The 20,192-nt window shown below is 69.3% G+C and carries 18 protein-coding genes; 12 read left to right on the top strand and 6 right to left on the bottom strand.

The window, feature by feature from the left end; translation table 11 throughout:
• Nucleotides 1-21: 21 nt before the first annotated feature.
• Together AB0N78_RS08705 and AB0N78_RS08700 are read right to left on the bottom strand one after the other, a co-directional pair.
• Nucleotides 22-555 (bottom strand): isochorismatase family protein, encoded by a 534-nt coding sequence (locus AB0N78_RS08705; RefSeq protein ID WP_363388538.1) that lies wholly within the window; start codon nt 553-555, stop codon nt 22-24.
• Nucleotides 555-995, bottom strand: a complete 441-nt coding sequence (locus AB0N78_RS08700) for a DUF1801 domain-containing protein (protein ID WP_363388535.1) — start codon at nt 993-995, stop codon at nt 555-557. The genes AB0N78_RS08705 and AB0N78_RS08700 overlap by 1 nt, the downstream gene beginning before the upstream one ends.
• A gap of 531 nt (nt 996-1,526) precedes the next feature.
• On the opposite strand from AB0N78_RS08700, the gene AB0N78_RS08695 reads away from it, so the two are divergent.
• From AB0N78_RS08695 to AB0N78_RS08685, 3 genes are all read left to right on the top strand, one after another.
• Nucleotides 1,527-3,380 carry an ABC transporter family substrate-binding protein gene (locus tag AB0N78_RS08695; protein WP_363388532.1) on the top strand — a complete coding sequence of 618 codons (1,854 nt, stop codon included), beginning with the start codon at nt 1,527-1,529 and terminating at the stop codon, nt 3,378-3,380.
• A gap of 192 nt (nt 3,381-3,572) precedes the next feature.
• The gene (locus AB0N78_RS08690; RefSeq protein ID WP_363388529.1) at nt 3,573-5,189 is read left to right on the top strand and encodes an ABC transporter permease subunit; all 1,617 of its coding nucleotides are present in this window, start codon (nt 3,573-3,575) and stop codon (nt 5,187-5,189) included.
• The gene (locus AB0N78_RS08685) at nt 5,186-6,247 is read left to right on the top strand and encodes an ABC transporter permease (protein WP_363388526.1); all 1,062 of its coding nucleotides are present in this window, start codon (nt 5,186-5,188) and stop codon (nt 6,245-6,247) included. The genes AB0N78_RS08690 and AB0N78_RS08685 overlap by 4 nt, the downstream gene beginning before the upstream one ends.
• Nucleotides 6,248-6,263: 16 nt before the next feature.
• Here AB0N78_RS08685 and AB0N78_RS08680 read toward each other — a convergent pair whose 3' ends face one another.
• Nucleotides 6,264-6,890 carry a PH domain-containing protein gene (locus AB0N78_RS08680; protein ID WP_363388523.1) on the bottom strand — a complete coding sequence of 209 codons (627 nt, stop codon included), beginning with the start codon at nt 6,888-6,890 and terminating at the stop codon, nt 6,264-6,266.
• A gap of 88 nt (nt 6,891-6,978) precedes the next feature.
• Here AB0N78_RS08680 and AB0N78_RS08675 point away from each other — a divergent pair, with 88 nt between their 5' ends.
• The 6 genes from AB0N78_RS08675 to AB0N78_RS08650 all read left to right on the top strand — a co-directional run bounded on the left by AB0N78_RS08675 (nt 6,979) and on the right by AB0N78_RS08650 (nt 15,092).
• Entirely contained in the window at nt 6,979-8,781 is a 1,803-nt protein-coding gene (locus AB0N78_RS08675; RefSeq protein ID WP_363388520.1) for an ABC transporter ATP-binding protein, read from the top strand.
• A gap of 131 nt (nt 8,782-8,912) precedes the next feature.
• Nucleotides 8,913-10,841 carry a translational GTPase TypA gene (gene typA / locus AB0N78_RS08670; RefSeq protein WP_363388518.1) on the top strand — a complete coding sequence of 643 codons (1,929 nt, stop codon included), beginning with the start codon at nt 8,913-8,915 and terminating at the stop codon, nt 10,839-10,841.
• 26 nt (nt 10,842-10,867) lie between these two features.
• A complete protein-coding gene (locus AB0N78_RS08665; RefSeq protein ID WP_363388515.1) occupies nt 10,868-11,812 on the top strand; it encodes a PIG-L family deacetylase in 945 nt (314 codons plus the stop codon).
• 5 nt (nt 11,813-11,817) lie between these two features.
• Nucleotides 11,818-12,183, top strand: coding sequence for a hypothetical protein (locus tag AB0N78_RS08660; RefSeq protein ID WP_363388513.1), 366 nt, complete (start codon nt 11,818-11,820; stop codon nt 12,181-12,183).
• Entirely contained in the window at nt 12,180-12,668 is a 489-nt protein-coding gene (locus AB0N78_RS08655; protein ID WP_363388510.1) for a flavin reductase family protein, read from the top strand. The genes AB0N78_RS08660 and AB0N78_RS08655 overlap by 4 nt, the downstream gene beginning before the upstream one ends.
• A 129-nt stretch (nt 12,669-12,797) precedes the next feature.
• Nucleotides 12,798-15,092 carry a VanW family protein gene (locus AB0N78_RS08650; RefSeq protein ID WP_363388507.1) on the top strand — a complete coding sequence of 765 codons (2,295 nt, stop codon included), beginning with the start codon at nt 12,798-12,800 and terminating at the stop codon, nt 15,090-15,092.
• 1 nt (nt 15,093) lies between these two features.
• On the opposite strand, the gene AB0N78_RS08645 is transcribed toward AB0N78_RS08650, so the two are convergent.
• Complete coding sequence (locus AB0N78_RS08645; protein WP_363388504.1) at nt 15,094-15,315, bottom strand: hypothetical protein; 222 nt, start codon at nt 15,313-15,315, stop codon at nt 15,094-15,096.
• Nucleotides 15,316-15,421: 106 nt separating this feature from the next.
• On the opposite strand from AB0N78_RS08645, the gene fdxA reads away from it, so the two are divergent.
• From fdxA to AB0N78_RS08630, 3 genes are all read left to right on the top strand, one after another.
• Nucleotides 15,422-15,748, top strand: a complete 327-nt coding sequence (gene fdxA / locus AB0N78_RS08640; protein WP_363388501.1) for a ferredoxin — start codon at nt 15,422-15,424, stop codon at nt 15,746-15,748.
• Nucleotides 15,748-16,869, top strand: coding sequence for a succinyldiaminopimelate transaminase (dapC, locus tag AB0N78_RS08635; protein WP_363388498.1), 1,122 nt, complete (start codon nt 15,748-15,750; stop codon nt 16,867-16,869). Before fdxA ends, dapC begins: the two co-directional genes overlap by 1 nt.
• A 172-nt stretch (nt 16,870-17,041) precedes the next feature.
• Nucleotides 17,042-18,334 carry a citrate synthase gene (locus tag AB0N78_RS08630; RefSeq protein ID WP_363388495.1) on the top strand — a complete coding sequence of 431 codons (1,293 nt, stop codon included), beginning with the start codon at nt 17,042-17,044 and terminating at the stop codon, nt 18,332-18,334.
• On the opposite strand, the gene AB0N78_RS08625 is transcribed toward AB0N78_RS08630, so the two are convergent.
• Nucleotides 18,310-19,242, bottom strand: coding sequence for a hypothetical protein (locus tag AB0N78_RS08625; protein ID WP_363388492.1), 933 nt, complete (start codon nt 19,240-19,242; stop codon nt 18,310-18,312). The two genes, AB0N78_RS08630 and AB0N78_RS08625, sit on opposite strands and share 25 nt — an antisense overlap.
• Nucleotides 19,242-20,183, bottom strand: a complete 942-nt coding sequence (gene dapD / locus AB0N78_RS08620; protein ID WP_363388489.1) for a 2,3,4,5-tetrahydropyridine-2,6-dicarboxylate N-succinyltransferase — start codon at nt 20,181-20,183, stop codon at nt 19,242-19,244. The genes AB0N78_RS08625 and dapD overlap by 1 nt, the downstream gene beginning before the upstream one ends.
• Nucleotides 20,184-20,192 lie beyond the last annotated feature (9 nt).

The following is a 20,192-nucleotide window of genomic DNA, read 5'->3' as shown; positions in this document are numbered from 1 at the left end:
CTAGCGGCCCTGCCCCGCAGATCAGATCCGTGACCAGGCCAGTTGGTCCGCCGCCACCGCCCGCACCGTCTGCCCCGGGTACCGCAGCCCCGCGAAGTAGTGGTTGTGCTGCGCGATCACGTCCTGCGCACGCACCACCCCGTCGGTGGTCCGCGCATCCGTCGTGGTGTGCGCATCGGTGACCCAGGTCAGCCCGTACCCGTCCGCCGCGGCGCGTTGGGCGGTGGTCCGCACGCAGTAGTCGGTCTGCGCCCCGCAGAGCACCAGGTGGTCGGCGTCGCCGAGTGCATCCCGCAGCTCAGTGTCGGCGAAGGAGTCCCGGTAGGCCTTGGCCACGATTGCCTCACCGGGCAGCGGGTCGAGCGCCGGGTGGATCTGCCACCCGTCTGAACCAGCGACCAGGTGGGAGTCGGCGTGCTGCACCCACACCACGGGCACACCTGCGGAGCGCGCGCCGGTCAGCAGAGTGCGGATGGCGTCGAGCGTGGGCTCCACCTGGACGCAGTCGTCGAGCACGTCCACCTGGGCGTCGATGACGACGAGGGCGGTGCCCATCAGCCGACGGCCCGGACGATCAGCTCGGCGATCCGCTGCTCGTCGTCGGGGGTCAGCGTGGTGATGGCGTAGGAGTTGGGCCACATGGTGCCGTCGTCCAACGCGGCGATGTCGTTGAAGCCCAAGGTCGAGTAGCGCGCCTTGAACTTGCTGGCGGGCTGGAAGAACAGCAGCACCTTGCCGTCCTTGGCGTAGGCGGGCATGCCGTACCAGGTGCGGTGGGTCAGGCTCGGGGCGTGCTGAACGACCAGGGCGTGGATCTTCTCGGCGACGACCCGGTCCTCGTCGGGCATCTCGGCGATCTTGTCGAGCACCTCCTGGGCGGGATCGCCGGAGGCTCCGGAGCGCTTGCTCTTGCGCACCTCGGCGGCGCGCTCCTTCATGGCGGCCTTCTCCTCAGCGGTGAAGCCCTCGACCTCGTCGTCGCGCTTGGCGTTCATGGTGCCCCTCTCGCTCCGTGACGCTGACGACGGACATCGTAGAAGCAGTCGGCTCGCTCTCGGAGAGTGAGCGTCGAGTCTGGACTGGCCGTGATCTGACGAGCGGTCCACCTTCGGGGACGCGCCGTTCGGTACGGGCCTGCGCGCCGTCGGGTGGCTGATCGTTGCGGCGTCCCTCTGCGCGACCGCGTTGCCGGTGCTGGACCACACGCCGAGCACCCAGCTGCGGCACCCATAACACACCCGGTGATGTCCGCGCTGGCCGGTTCCGGACTTTGACCGACTGGCGAGACGGGAGCGGTGGCCCTTGTGCGTGTTTCCGGCATGTTTCCACCCGGTGTCGTCTCGAATGCTGGACACTACTGCTCAGTATCAATCCGGTAACGATCACCTCTGACCCGGGACAGTGTCCGATTTGTCCCACCTCGGCTCACTAGCGTGTCCCCATCCATGGCGGGACCGTGCGTCCGCCGAGCGCCCTCTGGTTCGGGTGCCGGCACGACACCGGGCGCCACCTTTTCAGGAGGAACATTGAAGATCAGGCGAACTGGAGCTGCTCTGGCGGCCGTCGCAGCGGGTGCCCTGGTGCTCACCGCGTGCTCGGGCCCCGAGACTGGCTCCGAGATCAACGAGACCACGTCGGTCAACGTGGGCTGGAACGAGCCGTTCCGCTCCACCAACAACCTGACGGCGAACGGCAACGCCACGGCGAACGCCAACATCATCTACCTGACCACCTCGTTCTTTAACTACTACGACGGTGACCTGAACCTCGCGAAGAACGAGGACTTCGGCACCTACGAGGTCGTCACCGAGGACCCGTTCACCGTCAAGTACACGGTCAACGAGGGTGTGGAGTGGTCGGACGGCACCCCCGTCGACGCCGCTGACATGATCCTGTTCTGGGGCACTCAGAACGACAACTTCGACACCGTCGCCGGTGACGAGGTGCAGACGGACGCGGACGGCAACGCCGTGGTCGGCGAGGGCGAGGTCTACTTCGACGCTTCCTCGCAGGCAATGACCTCCATCTCCCAGTTCCCGGAGATCGGTGACGACGGCCGCTCGGTCACGTTCGTCTACGACGAGCCGCGCTCCGACTGGGAGGTGTCGATGAACCAGCCGGCGCCGGTCGCCGCGCACGCCGTCGCGAGCCTGGCCCTGGGCATTGACGACCCGACCGAGGGCAAGCAGGCCATCGAGGACGCGTTCGAGAACAACGACACCGAGGCGCTGGCGAAGATCGCCGACACCTGGACCAACGGGTTCAACTTCACCTCGATGCCGGACAACCCGCTCCAGTACCTCTCCTACGGGCCGTACATCCTCAGCGAGTACGTCGAGGGCCAGTACCTGACCCTGGTCCGCAACGAGAACTTCGGCGACTGGGGCCCGCAGCCCAAGGTCGACTCGATCACCGTCCGTTACTCGGAGGACCCGCTGGCCTCGGTCACCGCGCTCCAGAACGGTGAGGTGGACCTGATCCAGCCGCAGTCCTCCGTGGACGTGCTGTCCACCCTGGACACCATCGACGGTGTCTCCTACACCACCGCCCCCGAGGGCACCTACGAGCACGTCGACCTGACCTTCGACAACGGTGGTCCGTTCGACCCGGCGACCTACGGCGGCGACGCCGAGAAGGCCCGTCTGGTCCGCGAGGCGTTCCTCAAGACCATCCCGCGGCAGGAGATCATCGAGAAGCTGATCACTCCGCTGCAGGAGGACGCCACCACCCGTGACTCCCAGCTGTACGTGCCGGGTTCGCCGGACTACGACGAGGTCGTCGCCAACAACGGCTCCGACGCGTGGGCCGAGGTCGACATCGAGGGTGCCAAGGCCCTGCTCGCCCAGGCTGGCGTGACCACTCCGGTGGACGTGCGCTTCCTGTACGGCAAGTCCAACGTGCGGCGCGCCAACGAGTACCAGCTGATCGCTGCCTCGGCCGCGCAGGCCGGCTTCAACGTCATCGACAACGGTGACGACAACTGGGGCACCATCCTGGGCAACGGCTCCTACGACGCCGCGCTCTTCGGCTGGCAGTCCACCAATACGTTCGTGCTGAACGGCGAGGGCAACTTCCTCACCGGTGGCCAGAACAACTACAGCGGCTACTCCAACCCCGAGGTGGACGCTCTCTGGGCGCAGATCCGCCCGAACACCGACCCGGCCAAGGAGGTGGAGCTGGCCACCCAGATGGAGACCCTGCTGAACGAGGACGCCTTCGGTGTGACCCTGTTCCAGTTCCCGGGTGTCGTCGCGCACCGCGACGTGCTGCAGGGCGTCTCGACCATCACCCTGTCCCCGACGATCTTCTGGAACTACTGGGACTGGGAGATCAGCGCGGACGACTCCCTGGGCGCTCCGTCCGACTCGGCCTCCGAGTGACGGTCTGACCCGGATCTAGCGCTACGGCACGGGGGTACCGCGGCACCCGCCGCGGTACCCCCTCTGCTGTGCCTGATCTGCTCAATTGCCCGCTCTGGGAGGCCCGTTCCACCACCGGTGACCGCAGTCGGCCACGAGCCGCGTAGAATCGCCGACCGCGAGTACTCCCCTTCCCGTAAGGTCCACGACCCCATGGCCACCTCTGTGACGACCCGTGCCTCCGGCGCGCCATCCGCGCCCGACGCACCGGTCACCGCGCGCAGCTCCTGGTTCCGGAACAGCGCGCCCACCCTGATCTTCCTGGCCCGTCGACTCCTGTCGTCGGCCGTCGTGCTGCTGGGCGCGACGTTCATCGTGTACATGCTCCTGTCGTACGCGCTCGATCCGCTCGAGGACCTGCGCCAGAGCACGGCACCGAATAAAGAAGCGCTGATCGAAGCGCGCGTCCGCCAGCTCGACCTGAACACCCCGCCGGTGGTCCGCTACTTCAAGTGGCTCGGCGCGCTGTTCACCGGTGACCTCGGTGTCGCCTTCCGCTCCGGGCAGTCCGTGAGCTCGATGCTCGGCAACGCCCTGCCGAACACCGTCCAGCTGGTCGCGCTCTCGATCGTGATCGCGGTTGGCCTCGGCGTGCTGGTCGGTATCGTCTCCGCGCTGCGCCAGTACACCCGCTTCGACTACAGCGTGACGTTCCTGTCCTTCGTGCTGTACTCGTTGCCCTCGTTCTGGGTCGCGGTGCTGCTGAAGCTCTGGGGCGCCATCGGCTTCAACGACTTCCTCGCGGACCCGCACATCCCACCGCTGGTGATGGTGATCGTGTCGCTGATCTCCGGTGTGATCTGGTCGTCGATCATCGGTGGCAGCTCCCGGACCCGCTGGATCTCCTTCGCGGCGTCCACCGTGGCCACCGCGCTCCTCCTGCTGTTCCTCAGTGAGACCGACTGGCTGCTCAACCCCAGCTTCGGCGTTGCCGGCGTCGCGGTGATCGGTGTCGGCATCGCCTTCGCGGTGGTCGCCCTGACCGCCGGGGTGCAGAACCGCCGGGTGCTCTATGCGAGCCTGGTGATGGTCGCCATCGGTACTGCGCTGTACTACCCGTTGCAGTACGCCTTCGTGCACGCCTCCTGGCTGCTCATGCTGGGGCTCGTGGCCACGGTCGTGATCGTGGGCATCGTGGTCGCGAAGCTCTTCGGCGGCTGGGAGGTCTCTCAGACCGCCCGGGCCGCGATCATCACCGGTGTCGGTGTGGGCGCGCTGATCTTCATCGACCGGGTGATGGATGTCTGGGAGGCCTACTCCAACGCGTCGCAGATCAACGGGCGTCCGATCGCCACCATCGGCTCGCAGACGCCGGGTCTGACCGGTGACTTCTGGGTCACCTCGCTGGACACCTACACGCACCTGCTGCTGCCGACGATCGCGCTGATCCTGATCTCCTTCGCCAGCTACACCCGGTACTCCCGGGCCAGCCTGCTCGAGGTGATGAACCAGGACTACATCCGCACCGCGCGGGCCAAGGGCCTGCCGGAGCGGGTTGTCACCATGCGGCACGCGTTCCGCAACGCCCTGATCCCGCTGGCCACGGTCATCCCGCTCGACATCGCGGCGCTCTTCGGTGGCGCGATCATCACCGAGCGCGTGTTCGCGATCCCCGGCATGGGCACGATGTTCATCAAGGCGCTGAACGAGCGTGACCCGGACCCGATCATGGGGTACTTCCTCGTGACCGGCACGCTCCTGGTCATCGCCAGCATCGCGGTGGACTTCATCTACGCGGCCCTCGACCCCCGGATTCGAGTGAACTCATGAGCATCAATCCCCCGATCGAGCCCACTGAGGGCGCCACGACCCCGGCCGAGAACGTCGAGAACGCGATCGAGCTCAAGGAGGTCGAGGGCCTGTCCCAGGGCCGCATCGTCCTGCGCCGGTTCCTGCGGCACCGCGGCGCGATGGTGTCCACCGTCGTGCTGCTGCTGGTGATCATCCTGGTGACCACTTCTATCGGCTGGGGCCCGATCCCCGGCTGGTGGCAGTACGGCTACCGCGACCTCAACGCCATCGTGAACTCCGGCGGCGCGCCCACCATGGGCTTTAAGGACGGCGGATTCGTCTTCGGGTCGCACCCCTTCGGTCAGGACAACGTGGGCCACGACGGCTTCGCGATGGTGATGCGTGGTACGCAGCAGTCGCTGACCGTCATGTTCGTCATCGGTCTGCTGTCCACGCTGATCGGCGTGATCGTCGGCGCGCTGGCCGGGTACTTCCGCGGCTGGCTCGACGGGCTGCTCATGCGGCTCACCGACATGTTCATCACCATCCCGGTGATCATGGTCGGCTCCATCCTGGGTGTGCTGGTCGGCGGTGCGAGCCCGTGGTCGCTGGCCATCGCGCTGTCGCTGGTGTCCTGGATGAACATGGCCCGACTGGTGCGCGGACAGTTCCTCGCGCTGCGTGAGCGGGAGTTCGTCGACGCGGCCCGGGTGGCCGGTGCCAGCGACTTCCGGATCATGTTCAAGCACATGCTGCCGAATGCGGTCGGCGTGATCATCGTCAACGCCACCCTGCTGATGGCCTCGGCGATCCTGCTGGAGACGGCGCTGTCCTACCTGGGCTTCGGTATCAACAGCCCCGAGGTCTCCCTGGGTCAGCTGATCAACGAGTACCAGACCGCCTTCGCCACTCGGCCCTGGCTGTTCTGGTGGCCCGGTCTGTTCATCGTGATCATCGCGCTGTGCGTGAACTTCATCGGTGACGGACTGCGGGACGCCTTCGACCCGCGTCAGCGCCGGATCCCCACCGCCCGGGCGCTGGCCAAGGCGGACAAGCGCAAGCAGCGCGCCGAGCAGCGGGCCGCGGCCAAGGCCTGACCCGGTGCCCCTGATGTCACAGCGCCAGCGCGAGCACGCTGGCCGCGATCAGCACCACGATCGCGGCCAGCGTGCCGGTGTGCCAACGCACGCGGGGGCGCTCACGTTCCAGCCGCGGGTCGTCCAGCACACCGGCGTCGCGCAGTGCCTCCCAGCGGGCGCGGACCAGCAGGGCGGCCTGACCGGAGCCGGTCGACGCCAGGTCACCGGCCTGCACCGTGCCACCGGCGCCGTAGGTCGAGGAGGGCAGGTCTCGCACATCGGCGGGGCCGGCCATCCGGACCTGGGCCCGGCCCGGGGCGGGAGCTGCCCACGCGGCGTACTGCCCGTAGGGGGTGTGCAGGGTCAGCGCGAAGCGGGTATCGATCCGCTGGATCGCCGGCCAGGGCATCTCCACCGTGCGGGTGACATTGCGCAGCTCCACGGCGGCGGGGGTCACGATGACCGCCGGACGCCAGTAGGCCGCCCACATCGCGGTGCCCAGCAGGGCGAGCAGCGGGAGGAACCGCAGCGTCGCCCCGGCATCCGTCACCAGCCCGGTGATCGCTCCGCCCAGGCAGAGCACGATCACCACCACAGCCAGGACCCGACCGAACACCGGTCGGAACACCACCACCTCAGCCGAGCTGTCTGCCGCAGTCATGCGGTCATCGTCGCAGACCGGCCGGACACCGAGTCGCAGGGAACCCGCCAGATCGGCGGACACCGCGCCACACGGAAGGATCACCACCGTGACCACTGACACCACTGCTGCCGGCGTCCCCGCGCAGCCGGCCGGCAAGGCCCCGATCCTGGAGGTGCGCGACCTGACGGTCGAGTTCTTCGTGGACGGCGAGTGGTTCCCCGCTGCGATCGACGTCAACTACGACGTGCGCCCGGGTGAGGTGCTCGCCATCGTGGGTGAGTCCGGCTCGGGCAAGACCCAGTCCTCGATGTCGCTGATCGGTCTGCTGCCGCCGAACGGTCGCGCCTCCGGCTCGGCCAAGCTGGGTGGCAAGGAGCTGCTGGGCCTGTCGCACAAGCAACTGTCCTCGGTGCGCGGCAAGGACGTCTCGGTCATCTTCCAGGAGCCGATGACCGCGCTGAACCCGGTCTACACCATCGGCTTCCAGATCGCCGAGACGCTGCGGGTGCACTTTGAGATGTCCCCGAAGCAGGCCCGGGCACGGGCGATCGAACTGCTGTCGCTGGTGGACATCCCGGACCCCGAGGGTTCGGTGGACAAGTACCCGCACCAGCTGTCCGGTGGTCAGCGGCAGCGCGCGATGATCGCCCAGGCGCTGGCCTGCGACCCCAAGCTGCTGATCGCCGACGAGCCGACCACCGCACTGGACGTGACGGTCCAGGCCGAGATCCTCAAGCTGATGCGCGACCTGCGGAACCGGATCGACTCCGGCATCGTGCTGATCACCCACGACATGGGTGTGGTCGCGGACCTCTCCGACCGCGTCATGGTGATGAAGAACGGTCGCGTGGTGGAGTCCGGCAGTTCGGACGAGATCTTCAACCGGCCCCAGCACCCGTACACCCGCCAGCTGTTGGACGCGGTGCCGCACCTGGGCTCGGAGACCTACGCCGCCCAGGGTTTGCACGGCGAGCACCCGGTGGCCGTGGAGGAGGGCGTCGCCCACGTCAGCGAGCCGGCACCGGCCGCGAAGGTGTTCACCGAGTTCGCGCTTGAGGCCAAGGACCTGATCATCGAGTACCCCGGCCGTGGTCGGGTGCCGGCGTTCCGGGCGATCAACGGGATTGACCTGACCATCGGCAAGGGCGAGGTTGTCGGCCTGGTGGGCGAGTCGGGCTCCGGCAAGACCACGGTCGGCCGTGCGGCGGTCGGTCTACTGCCAGTCGCCGGCGGGTCGCTCAAGATCAACGGTGTCGAGCTGGCCGGGGTGAAGGCGAAGGACCTGCGCGCGGTCCGGCAGGACGTGTCGATCGTCTTCCAGGACCCGGGCTCCTCGCTGAACCCGCGGATGCCGATCGGTGAGTCCATCGGCGAGCCGCTGAAGCTGCACAAGGTGGCCGAGGGCGCCGAGCTGAACAAGCGGGTCGAAGATCTGCTCGACCAGGTGCACCTGCCCCGGGCGATGCGCAACCGCTACCCGCACGAGCTCTCCGGTGGTCAGCGCCAGCGCGTCGGTATCGCCCGCGCTCTGGCTCTGTCGCCCAAGCTGCTGATCGCCGACGAGCCGACCTCCGCGCTGGACGTGTCGGTGCAGGCGCGCGTGCTGGAGCTGTTCCAGCAACTGCAGTCCGAGTACGGCTTCGCCTGCCTGTTCATCAGCCACGACCTCGCGGTGGTGGAGATCCTGTCCAACCGGATCGCGGTGCTGAACCACGGTGACCTGGTCGAGGTCGGGCCGCGTGAGCAGATCCTGCACCAGCCGAAGGAGCTGTACACCCAGCGACTGCTGGCTGCCGTGCCGGTGCCGAACCCGGCGGAGCAGAAGTTGCGCCGCGAGACCCGCGACCGGCTGCTGGAGCAGGCCGCCGCGGAGGAGGCCGCTGCCCTCGGGCTGTCCCCGAAGGCCTGACCTGTCCTGACGCTGATGCGGCGCGGAGCGTGACGAACGCCTCCGCGCCGCATTCGCGTCTACGCGTAGAATCGATCGGCGCTCGACGACGCTGCGCCCCCACACCCCACTCTCCGGAACGGAAACCTTCTATGTCCGTGCCCTCCGGCACCAGCGTGCGCGGCGATCTGCGCAACGTCGCGATCGTCGCCCACGTCGACCACGGCAAGACCACCCTCGTCGACGCCATGCTCTGGCAGTCCGGCGCATTCGGCGAGCACTCCCACGTGGACGAGCGGGCGATGGACTCCGGTGACCTGGAACGTGAGAAGGGCATCACGATCCTCGCCAAGAACACCGCGGTCCGGTACTCCGGCCCGGCGGCGGTCGCGGCGGGCCAGCCCGATGGCATCACCATCAACGTGATCGACACCCCGGGCCACGCGGACTTCGGCGGTGAGGTCGAGCGCGGCCTGTCGATGGTCGATGGTGTGGTGCTGCTGGTGGACGCCTCCGAGGGGCCGTTGCCGCAGACCCGGTTCGTGCTGCGCAAGGCGCTGGCCGCCAAGCTGCCGGTGATCCTGGTGGTCAACAAGGTCGATCGCCCGGACTCCCGGATCACCGAGGTCGTCGGTGAGGCCACCGACCTGCTGCTCGGCCTGGCGTCCGACCTGCACGACGAGGTCGAGGACCTGGACCTGGACGCGATCCTGGACGTGCCGGTGGTCTACGCCGCTGCCAAGGCCGGTCGCGCGTCGCTGAACCAGCCTGGCGATGGCGAGCTGCCGGACAGCGAGAACCTCGAGCCGCTGTTCGCCACCATCCTGGAGAAGATCCCGGCCCCGACCTACACCGAGGGCGCACCGTTGCAGGCGCATGTCACCAACCTGGACGCCTCGCCGTTCCTGGGTCGACTGGCGCTGTTGCGGATCTTCAACGGCACGCTGACCAAGGGGCAGACCGTGGCCTGGTGCCGTGCGGACGGCACGACGCAGAACGTGCGGATCACCGAGCTGTTGGAGACCAAGGCGCTCGAGCGTGTCCCCACCGATCAGGCGGGCCCCGGTGACATCGTGGCGGTGGCGGGCATCGAGGACATCACCATCGGTGAGACCCTGACCGACCCGGATGACCCGCGCCCGTTGCCGCTGATCACCGTGGACGACCCGGCGATCAGCATGACCATCGGGATCAACACCTCCCCGCTGGCCGGCAAGGGCGGCAAGGGCCACAAGGTCACCGCGCGCCAGGTGAAGGACCGCCTGGACAAGGAGCTGATCGGTAACGTCTCGCTGCGGGTGCTGCCCACCGAGCGTCCGGATGCCTGGGAGGTGCAGGGCCGCGGTGAGCTGGCGCTGGCCATCCTGGTCGAGCAGATGCGCCGCGAGGGCTTCGAGCTGACCGTGGGCAAGCCGCAGGTGGTCACCAAGAAGATCGACGGCAAGGTGCACGAGCCGGTCGAGCGGATGACCATCGACGTGCCGGAGGAGTACCTCGGTGCTGTCACCCAGCTGCTGGCCCAGCGCAAGGGCCGCATGGAGACCATGACCAACCACGGCACTGGTTGGGTGCGGATGGAGTTCCTGGTCCCGGCCCGTGGCCTGATCGGATTCCGGACCCGGTTCCTGACCGAGACCCGTGGCACCGGCATCGCCTCCTCGCTGGCCGAGGGCTACGAGCCGTGGGCGGGGCCGATCGAGACCCGGGTGGCCGGGTCGCTGGTCGCCGACCGCGCCGGTGCGGTGACGCCCTTTGCGATGATCAACCTGCAGGAGCGCGGCAGCTTCTTTGTCGACCCCACGCAGGAGGTCTACGAGGGCATGATCGTCGGTGAGAACTCCCGCAGTGAGGACATGGACGTCAACATCACCAAGGAGAAGAAGCTCACCAACATGCGGTCGTCCACCGCGGACAACTTCGAGAACCTGGTGCCGCCGCGGCACCTGACCCTGGAGGAGTCCCTGGAGTTCGCCCGCGAGGACGAGTGCGTCGAGGTCACCCCGGAGGTGGTCCGGATCCGCAAGGTGGTGCTCGACCAGTCCGAGCGCGCCCGGATCACCGCGCGCAGCAAGAAGGCCTGAACCCGTTGAACGCCCGAGGTGGGGTCGTGGCGGTGCACGCGCACCCCGATGACGAGACCCTCACCTCGGGCGTTCTGCTGTCCACCGCCGTCGCGGCTGATCTGCCGACCACGGTGATCACCTGCACCCGCGGTGAGCAGGGAGAGGTGATCGGTCCCCTCCGCGCTGAACTGGAGGGGAACGGCCCGGCGCTCGGTGCGTATCGGGAAACCGAGATCGCCGCGGCGATGCGGGCGCTCGGGGGAGTGGAGCAGCGGTTCCTCGACCAGTTGCCCGGTCCGGCGGTGCGCTACGTCGATTCGGGCATGGCGTGGATGGACGGGTTCGCCCAGGCCGGTGCCGCGGCTGAGCTGCCCGCTGACGCGCTGGTCGCCGGTGATCTGGATGCGCAAGCCGGACGACTGGCTGCGTGGCTGGGGGAGCGTCGGCCTGCTCTGGTGGTGACGTATGAGCCGGGTGGCGGGTACGGGCACCCGGACCACGTGCGCACCCACCGGATCGTGCGGCGTGCGGCGGAGCTGATGGGCGTTGCTGCGCCACCCGTGGCGTGGGCGGTCGCCCTTGGCGCTGATCTGCACGCGGCCTACCGGGTGTTGGCCGACGACGCCGACGTGGCAGCACTGATTGCCGCACACGCTGACCTTGCATGGGCGTCGAGCCGTCAAGGGCCGTTCACGCTGCCTGACCCAGCGGGGTCCCTACCCGCCATGGCCCGGACGCGCCCGGGCGCGGGGTTCATCGTCCCGGTGTGGCCGGTGCGCGGGGCGGTGCTGGACGCGCTGGGTGCACACGCCACCCAGGTGCAGGCGGTGACGGCGCTGGAACGACGGCCCGCTCTGGCCGGGTGCTATGCGCTGTCCAACGGTGTGCTGGCCCCCATTCTCCCGGAGGAGCGCTACGAGTGGGCGGACCCCTCTCGCACCGTCGACCTGCCCTGGGCGGTCCCGTCCCAGCCCGACCCCGTAGCCTGAGCCGCGTGCGCGCCCTTCTCCGTCTGCTCGGTGTCCTGCTGATCGCTGCCGTCGTCGGCGCGGTCGGCACCGTGATGCACCGGTCGAGTCAGCCGTGGGGCCTGGTGCTTGCCCTGGCGCTGGTGCTGACCTCGAGTGTGCTGGTCCGGGCCGGCTTCGGTCGGGTGTACGTCCTGGTGCAGCTGGCCGGTCTGCTCCTCGTGCTGGGCGGGCTGTCCCAATACGGTCCGGGCGGCGATGTGCTGATCCCGGGCCGTGACAACTGGGGCTGGTACTGGCTGGGCGGTGCGGTCGTCGTCGCGCTCGGTGTGCTCGCCCTACCGTCGCGGTGGTTCAGCGACCAGCCGCTGCGGCGTCGGTCGGCGGTATGAGCGTCGACGTCGAGGCGTTCCGGGCGGCGATGGCGCGGTTGCCCGGGGGAGTGGCGGTCACCGCGGTGCGCTGGCGCGGCGCGGATCACGCCGCCACGGTCTCCGCGGTGGTCTCGGTCTCCTTGGAACCGCCGATCCTGTTGGTCAGCTTGCACGCCGACAGCCGGATCCGCGACGCGCTCGACCAGGTGGACACCTGGGGATTGAGCATCCTGGCCGACGACCAGATCCCGGTGGCCGACTGGCTGGCCTCGCCGGGGCGACCGGTGATCGGTCAACTCGACCGGGTGCCGCATCACCGCGCGCCGGAGTTCGGTGCCGCCTGGGTCGACGGTGCCGCCGCCTGGGCCGAGTGCCGCACCCGACAGATCGTTCCGGCCGGGGACCATGACCTGGTGCTCGGCGACGTGCTCAGCGTGCGCGAGGGCCGCCCGGACGCCGGAGGCCTGGTGCATCTGCGTCGACGGATGCACCCCATTCGCTGAACTCGCCCACAGTGCCTGGTTTCTGCACCGGGTCACGGCGAATCCGGCGCGGGATTGTGGGTATCCGCCCGTAGAATCGCGGACTGTGCCCGCGGCTGCGGGAGGCACCGGTGAGAAAGGGACCACCAGATGGGCCAGGGGAACGCGGACGGCAGCGCGCCGGAGGACACCACCGCCGACGCGCCGCAGGGAAAGGCTGACACCACGGCCACCTCTGCGAGCCCGAACGTGACCGCACCAGTGCCGCAGCCGAACGACACCGGCGAGCGCCCGACCGGCGATGCCGACGTCGCGGAGCAGCCCGGCGACGACGCACCTGCCCCCGACGCGGACGAGTCTGCCGCGGACGTGGATGAGCCGGTCACCGATCTGGACGAGCGGGACACCGACCACGGCACGCCGGACACGGACCTGAATGCGCCGGCTGCCGACCCTGACGCCGCGCCCGACGAGGACGCCGATGCCCCGGACCAGACCCCCGCCGCACCGGTCCGCACCCCCGTCACCGAGCGGCTCGCCGATGAACCGTCGGCGCAGGCCACCGCCACTGACGTCACCGCGTCGCTCGCCGAGCCCGTGCCGGAAGGCACCCCAGCCACGGAGACCACCACCGTCCTCCCCGTTGCAGCCCCGGCTACCCCGGACCCGGTCGCCGATGACGAGTCGGACGCCACCCCGAGTGAAGGATCCCCGCTGGACGTGTTCGAATCCGAGCCCACCGGACAGCGCCGCTGGTGGCGACCGGTGTTGATCGTGGCCGGTGTGCTGGTGGTGCTGGGCGGCGCGTACGTCGGCGGTGCCTATGCGCTGGCGGATCGGGTGCCGCGCGGGACGACGGTGGCCGGGATCGAGGTCGGAGGAATGACCGCCGACGATGCCCGGACTGCCCTGTCCGACGGCCTGTCGGAGCGATCCAATCAGGCCATCGCGGTGATCGCCCGTGAGGTGAGCGGGTCGGTGGACCCGGCGACCGCGGGGTTGAGTCTGGACGTCGACGCGACGGTGAACTCCCTGACCGGCGTGGACCTGCGCCCGCAGCGGATGTGGCAGCACATCGCCGGTGGTGGCGAGGAGTCCCCGGTGACGACGGTGGACGAGGCCAAGTTGGACGCGGCACTCGAGGAGCTGTCCGGTGCGCTGACCCTCGCGCCGGTGGACGGGTCGGTGGTGTTCGTGGACGGTGCCCCGCAGGGGGTCGACGCGGTGGACGGCTGGTCGCTGGACCAGGAGGGTGCCCGCAGCACACTGGAGGACGGCTGGCTGACCGAGGCGATGCCCATCGAGCTGCCCAGTGACACGGTCGAACCCGCGATCACCCAGGACGAGGTGGACCGCGTGGTGCGCGATGTCGCCTCGGCGGTGGTCTCCGGTCCGGTCACGGTGGGCGTGGCGGGACAGAATGCCGAGCTCCCGGTCGATGTGCTGGTGGCAGCGGCGTCCTTCGTCCCGGAGGGCGACCAGCTGGTGTTGCAGATGGACGGTGCGGCCTTGGTCGAGCAGGTCGTGTCCCGGACATCGAATCTGCTCACCGACTCGGCGGACGCCCGATTCGAGTTCCAGGACGGTGCGCCGGTGATCGTGCCGGGCACCCCGGGTACCACGTTGGACCCGGCTGCACTCGGCACCGCCGTCACCACAGCGGCCAGCAGCACCGACGAGCGCACGGCCAGTGTGGAGCTGGTGTCCTCCGACCCGGCGCAGAGCACGCAGGCGCTGGAGGAGCTGGGGGTCAAGGAGGTCATCTCCGAGTTCTCCACCCCGCTGACCAGCGAGTCCCGTCGCACGCAGAACATCTCCGCGGGGGCCGCGGCGATCAACGGCACCCTGGTCCGCCCGGGGGAGACCTTCTCGCTGACCGACGCCTTGGGGCCGATCGATGCCGCGCACGGGTTCGTGCAGGCCGGGGCCATCGTCAACGGCGAGCACTCCGATGCCTGGGGCGGCGGCCTGTCGCAGTTGTCCACCACCACCTTCAACGCCGCCTTCGAGGCCGGGATGGAGGACACCGACCACACCCCGCACTCGGAGTGGTTCCAGCGTTACCCGGCGGGTCGTGAGGCCACGCTGTACACCGGCTCCATCGACATGCAGTGGAAGAACACCACACCGTACGGAGTGCTGGTGCAGTCCTATGTCGCGGACGGCAAGACGTGGGTCCGGCTGTGGAGCACCCCGTACTACGAGGTGTCGATCACGTCGGGGGAGAAGACCAATGTCGTCTCCCCGACCACGGTCTACAACACCTCGGCCTCCTGCTCACCGCAGTCCGCGGGCAACCCCGGGTTCAGCATTCAGGTGACCCGCACCATCTCGCTGAACGGTGAGGTGCAGTCCACCGACAACCTGTCCTGGCGGTACAAGGCACAGAACCGGGTGGTGTGCGGCGCTGATCCGGCGACCCAGCCGCCCGCGCCCGAGGGCTGAGTCAGCGCCGGGGACGGGGCACCAGTTTGCCGATGGCGATCTGCGTCCCCGGCACCCGGACATCCCCGTGACGTCGGGTGCGTAGCAGCACACCGTCGTCGTCGACCGCCAGCAGGTCCCCGACCACATCGCTGAACAGGTGGGTGTCCTCGGCGGGCAGCCGCCGCCGCACCATCGCACGTGCGCCGACCGGCCAGCTGCGCCAGGGGTCCTCCTCGGCCATCGGTCCTCCTCGGAGCGTCGTCGGGGGTGCAGGTGAGCGATACTAGGCATCAGCCGCCGGACCGATGACAGACGCCCGGGCGAACCGGGTGCGTGGAGGACATGTCGTGACCTATGTGATCGCTCAGCCCTGTGTGGACGTCAAGGACAAGGCCTGCATCGAGGAATGTCCGGTCGACTGCATCTACGAGGGCAAGCGCTCGCTGTACATCCACCCCGACGAGTGCGTGGATTGCGGTGCCTGTGAGCCGGTGTGCCCGGTGGAGGCGATCTACTACGAGGACGACGTCCCCGAGCAGTGGTCCGACTATTACAAGGCGAACGTCGAGTTCTTCGACGGGATCGGCTCTCCGGGCGGCGCGGCCAAGATGGGCCAGATCGACAAGGACCACCCGGTGATCGCCACCCTCCCGCTGCAGGTGCACGGCGACTGATGGGTCTGTTCACCGCGGCGCTGCCGGACTTCCCCTGGGACACCCTGACCCCCTTCGCCGACCGGGCGCGACAGCACCCGGACGGGATCGTCGACCTGTCGGTGGGCACCCCGGTCGACCCGACACCGGAGCTGTTGCGCACCGCGCTTGCGCAAGCAGCCGATTCGCCGGGCTACCCGCAGACCTGGGGCACCCCGGCGCTGCGGCAGGCCGTGGTCGACTGGTTCGCCCGGCGGAGGAATGTGCCGGGTCTGGACCCGGCCGGTGTGCTGCCGACGGTGGGTTCCAAAGAGATGGTGGCACTGCTGCCCGCCCTGCTGGGTCTGGGCGCGGGGGACCTGGTGCTGCACCCGGCTGCGGCCTATCCCACCTATGACGTGGGGGCTCGTCTGGCCGGTGCGACACCGGTGCCGACCGCCGACCCGGTGCAGATATTGGTCGGCCCCGACGGTGCCCGGGTGCGTCTGGTCTGGTTGAACTCGCCGGGCAACCCGGACGGCAGCGTGCTGAGCGTGACGCAGCTGCGGGCTGTGGTGGAGGCGGCGCGTGCGGTGGGTGCGGTGGTGGCCTCCGATGAGTGCTACGCCGAGCTGCCTTGGTCCGCGCCCTGGATCACCGAGGGTGTGCCGAGCGTGTTGGACCCGCGGGTCACCGGCGGCGACCCGACCGGCGTGCTGGCGCTGTACTCGCTGTCCAAGCAGTCGAATCTGGCCGGCTACCGGGCGGCGTTCACGGCCGGTGACCCGGCGTTGATCGCCGCCCTGCTGGCCGCGCGCAAGCACGCCGGGATGATCGTGCCCGGTCCGGTGCAGGCGGCAATGACCGTTGCGCTCGGGGATGACGCGCATGTTGCCGCGCAGCGGGAGCTGTACCGCGCTCGCCGGGCGACCCTGCTTCCGGCGTTGACCGGTGCCGGGTTGCGCCTCGATGGCTCCGAGGCGGGCCTCTACCTGTGGGTGACTGCCGGGGAGGACTGCTGGGCCACGGTGGGTCGCTTGGCCGATGCCGGAATCCTCGTCGCGCCGGGCTCGTTCTACGGCGCGCCGGAGCACATCCGGGTCGCGCTGACCGGCACGGACGAGCGGATCGCCGCTGCCGCGGATCGGCTCTCCGCCGTGTGAGACGGGTCACAGCTGTTAGTCCTATCTCGGGATGGTCGCCGGGCCCCGGGTCACGTAGCGTGCTCGCGGGCCGTCAACCGGCCGACCGGGTGAGGCGCCGCAACGTAGCCGCAGCCGTACCCCGCTCCGGGCGATCCATCCCCGCCCGACACCCCGCCCGAGGAGGAGCGTCATGACCGACCCCGCAACCGTGCAGCTGACCGTGGACGCCCGGACCCATGAGCTGCCCGTCGTCCCCGCGACCGAGGGAAACTCCGGCATCGAGGTCTCGTCGCTGCTGCGGGACACCGGTCTGGTGACCGTCGACCCCGGCTTCATGAACACCGCATCCTGCGAGTCGCAGATCACCTACATCGACGGTGACGCGGGCATCCTGCGCTACCGCGGGTACCCGATCGACCAGCTGGCCGAGAACTCCTCGTTCCTGGAGGTCGCCTACCTGCTGTTCAACGGGGAGCTGCCGACCGCGGACGAGCTGGACGCCTTCGTGGAGCGGGTGAACCGGCACACCTTCGTGCACGAGAACTTCCGCACCTTCATGGGGACCTTCCCGTCCGGGGCGCACCCGATGGCGGTGATGAGCTCGGCGATCAACGCGCTGGCCACCTTCTACCCGGAGTCGCTGGACCCCTTCGACCCCGAGGCGGTCGAGCTGGCCACCGTCCTGCTGCTGGCCAAAACCCGCACGATCACCTCCTACCTGCACCGGACCTCACGGGGCGAGCCGCTGCTCTATCCGGACTACTCGCGCGGGTACGTCGAGGACTTCCTGCGGATGACCTTCGCGGTGCCCTACCAGCAGTACGACGTCGACCCGACGGTGGTGCGCGCGCTGGACAAGCTGCTGATCCTGCACGCCGACCACGAGCAGAACTGCTCCACCAGCACCGTCCGCCAGGTCGGCTCCGCCCACGCGAATCTGTACGCCTCGGTCGCCGCCGGGATCAACGCGCTCTCCGGCCCGCTGCACGGTGGGGCCAATGAGTCGGTGCTGCGTATGCTGGCGGAGATCCAGGCCAACGGCGGGGACGCCACCGAGTTCATGCGCCGGGTCAAGGACAAGGAGCAGGGCGTCCGCCTGATGGGCTTCGGGCACCGGGTGTACAAGAACTACGACCCGCGCGCCGCCATCGTGAAGGAGAGCGCCGACGCGGTGCTGTCCGCGCTGGGCAAGAACGACGAGCTGCTGGACATCGCCCGCGCGCTGGAGGAGATCGCACTCAACGACGACTACTTCGTCTCGCGCAAGCTCTACCCGAATGTCGACTTCTACACCGGCCTGATCTACAAGGCGATGGGATTCAACGAGTCGATGTTCACCCCGCTGTTCGCACTCGGCCGGATGCCCGGCTGGATCGCGCAGTGGCGGGAGATGATGCTCGACCCCAAGACCAAGATCGGGCGGCCGCGCCAGGTCTACACCGGCTCCGGCCAGCGTGACTACGTCGAGGTCGCCGGGCGCTGAGCCTCCACAGTGACCGCGACCGTGTCATCGGGCAGTGGGTCGGCCTCGGTGTCGAGCGTCCAACTCCCGGTGGCGCGGTCCCACACCGCATCGCCCACCCGCACCTCGATCACCTGCTGACCGGCAGCGACCGCAACCGCCCACTGCGCCACCGCCCAGCCCGCCCGGCGTGCCTCGGCTCCGGAGACCCGGGCGAGCTCGTCGGTGGCCAGCAGCACCCGGTTCCCGTCGGTGGTGCCATCGGTGGTCGCGACCACCGTGTTGCCGAAGTCGCGGGCGACGCGCTCGGCGAGGGCATCAGGGGAGCCCGGCTCGTTCGGTGCTGACAGATCACAGGTGAGCACGGTCTCCGACCAGCCGGTGAGCGCCGAGGCCCAGGCGCGGGCCCGGAACTCGTGCTGGGCGTAGGCCTCCGGGAAGGCGGAGCGCTGCACGGCTTGCGCGGCCTCGGTGATCTCCAGCTCGGTATAGCCCTCGACGTCGGCCAGGCCGTCGTAGAACTTTCCGGTGGAGTACACCGGGTCCATGATCTGCTCCACGGTGCCCCAGCCCTGGGAGGGCCGCTGCTGGAACAGCCCGACCGAGTCGCGGTCGCCGTAGTCGATGTTGATCAGCCGGGACTCTTGCAGTGCGGTGGCCAAGCCGATGGTCGCGGCCCGGGCGGGCATACCGCGCCGCATCGAGGTCACCGCGATCAGCGCCGCGTTGTCCGCCTGCGCAGCTGACAGCTCCCAGTCGGTGTCCTCGGCCTCGGCGGTGCACCGGTTCGATGCGGTGCTCGTCGCTGGGCGTTGCACCAGCCAGACCACGCCACCGGCGACCGCGGCCAGGAGCAGCAGGAGGGCAGTGAGCGCCGCGCACCCGATCCGCGAGGACCGTGGGCGGGCGCTCGCGGGCCGGGCCGACATCAGTTGGCGTGCAGATCCGCGTTCAGGGTGATCCCGGTGCCGGTGCGGGCCACAACCTCCACACCGCCAGTCACGGAGTTGCGGCGGAACAGCAGACCGTTCGCGCCGGAGAGCTCACGCGCCTTGACCACGGTGCCCGCGGATTCACCGCCGACGATGGTGACCTTGGTGCCCGCGGTGACGTACAGCCCGGCCTCGACCACGCAGTCGTCACCCAGCACGATGCCCAGCCCGGCGTTGGCACCCAGCAGGGAGCGCTCACCGATGGACACCACCTCGCGGCCACCGCCGGACAGGGTGCCCATGATCGACGCACCGCCCCCAATGTCCGAGCCCTCGCCGACCACCACACCCGCGGAGATCCGTCCCTCGACCATCGAGGTGCCCAGGGTGCCCGCGTTGAAGTTCACGAAACCCTCGTGCATGACGGTCGTACCGGAGGCCAGGTGCGCGCCCAGCCGGACCCGGTCCGCGTCGGCGATCCGCACCCCGGAGGGCAGCACGTAGTCGACCATCCGCGGGAATTTGTCCACCCCGAAGACGCTGATCCGCTGTCCGGCCACCAGGTGACGACCGCGCACGTCCTCGAACCCGTCCACCGCGCAGGGGCCGCGGTCGGTCCACACCACATTCGGCAGCACGCCGAAGATCCCGGTCAGGTTGACCCCGTGCGGGCGGACCAGGCGGTGGGAGAGCAGGTGCAGGCGCAGGTAGGCGTCCGCGGTGTCCGCAGGGTCGGCGTCCAGGTCGATGACCGTGCACACCAGCTCGATTCGCACGTCGCGCAGCGGGTCCTCGCCCTCGGCTGCCCGCAGGTGCTGCGGCGCGGTGTCGGAGGTCGGCTCGCCCAGCGCGGGCTCGGGGTACCAGGTGTCCAGGACGTTCCCGGTGGTGGTGAGCGTGGCCAGTCCCCAGCCCCAGGCGGTGCGCGTGTCGGTCATGACCGAAAG

Source organism: Cellulomonas sp. NPDC089187 (assembly GCF_040685135.1).
GTDB lineage: Bacteria > Actinomycetota > Actinomycetes > Actinomycetales > Cellulomonadaceae > Cellulomonas.
Note: the sequence above shows the minus strand (reverse complement) of the source record. Positions and strands in the feature narration are given on the sequence as shown.

What these genes read in the sequence shown, in the direction of transcription:
- AB0N78_RS08650 (WP_363388507.1), top strand. Translation starts at nt 12,798, where the DNA reads ATGGGCCAGGGGAACGCGGACGGCAGCGCGCCGGAGGACACCACCGCC.
- AB0N78_RS08645 (WP_363388504.1), bottom strand. Translation starts at nt 15,315, where the DNA reads ATGGCCGAGGAGGACCCCTGGCGCAGCTGGCCGGTCGGCGCACGTGCG.
- AB0N78_RS08655 (WP_363388510.1), top strand. Translation starts at nt 12,180, where the DNA reads ATGAGCGTCGACGTCGAGGCGTTCCGGGCGGCGATGGCGCGGTTGCCC.
- typA (WP_363388518.1), top strand. Translation starts at nt 8,913, where the DNA reads ATGTCCGTGCCCTCCGGCACCAGCGTGCGCGGCGATCTGCGCAACGTC.
- AB0N78_RS08690 (WP_363388529.1), top strand. Translation starts at nt 3,573, where the DNA reads ATGGCCACCTCTGTGACGACCCGTGCCTCCGGCGCGCCATCCGCGCCC.
- AB0N78_RS08630 (WP_363388495.1), top strand. Translation starts at nt 17,042, where the DNA reads ATGACCGACCCCGCAACCGTGCAGCTGACCGTGGACGCCCGGACCCAT.
- AB0N78_RS08625 (WP_363388492.1), bottom strand. Translation starts at nt 19,242, where the DNA reads ATGTCGGCCCGGCCCGCGAGCGCCCGCCCACGGTCCTCGCGGATCGGG.
- dapC (WP_363388498.1), top strand. Translation starts at nt 15,748, where the DNA reads ATGGGTCTGTTCACCGCGGCGCTGCCGGACTTCCCCTGGGACACCCTG.
- AB0N78_RS08700 (WP_363388535.1), bottom strand. Translation starts at nt 995, where the DNA reads ATGAACGCCAAGCGCGACGACGAGGTCGAGGGCTTCACCGCTGAGGAG.
- AB0N78_RS08705 (WP_363388538.1), bottom strand. Translation starts at nt 555, where the DNA reads ATGGGCACCGCCCTCGTCGTCATCGACGCCCAGGTGGACGTGCTCGAC.
- AB0N78_RS08680 (WP_363388523.1), bottom strand. Translation starts at nt 6,890, where the DNA reads ATGACTGCGGCAGACAGCTCGGCTGAGGTGGTGGTGTTCCGACCGGTG.
- dapD (WP_363388489.1), bottom strand. Translation starts at nt 20,183, where the DNA reads ATGACCGACACGCGCACCGCCTGGGGCTGGGGACTGGCCACGCTCACC.
- AB0N78_RS08685 (WP_363388526.1), top strand. Translation starts at nt 5,186, where the DNA reads ATGAGCATCAATCCCCCGATCGAGCCCACTGAGGGCGCCACGACCCCG.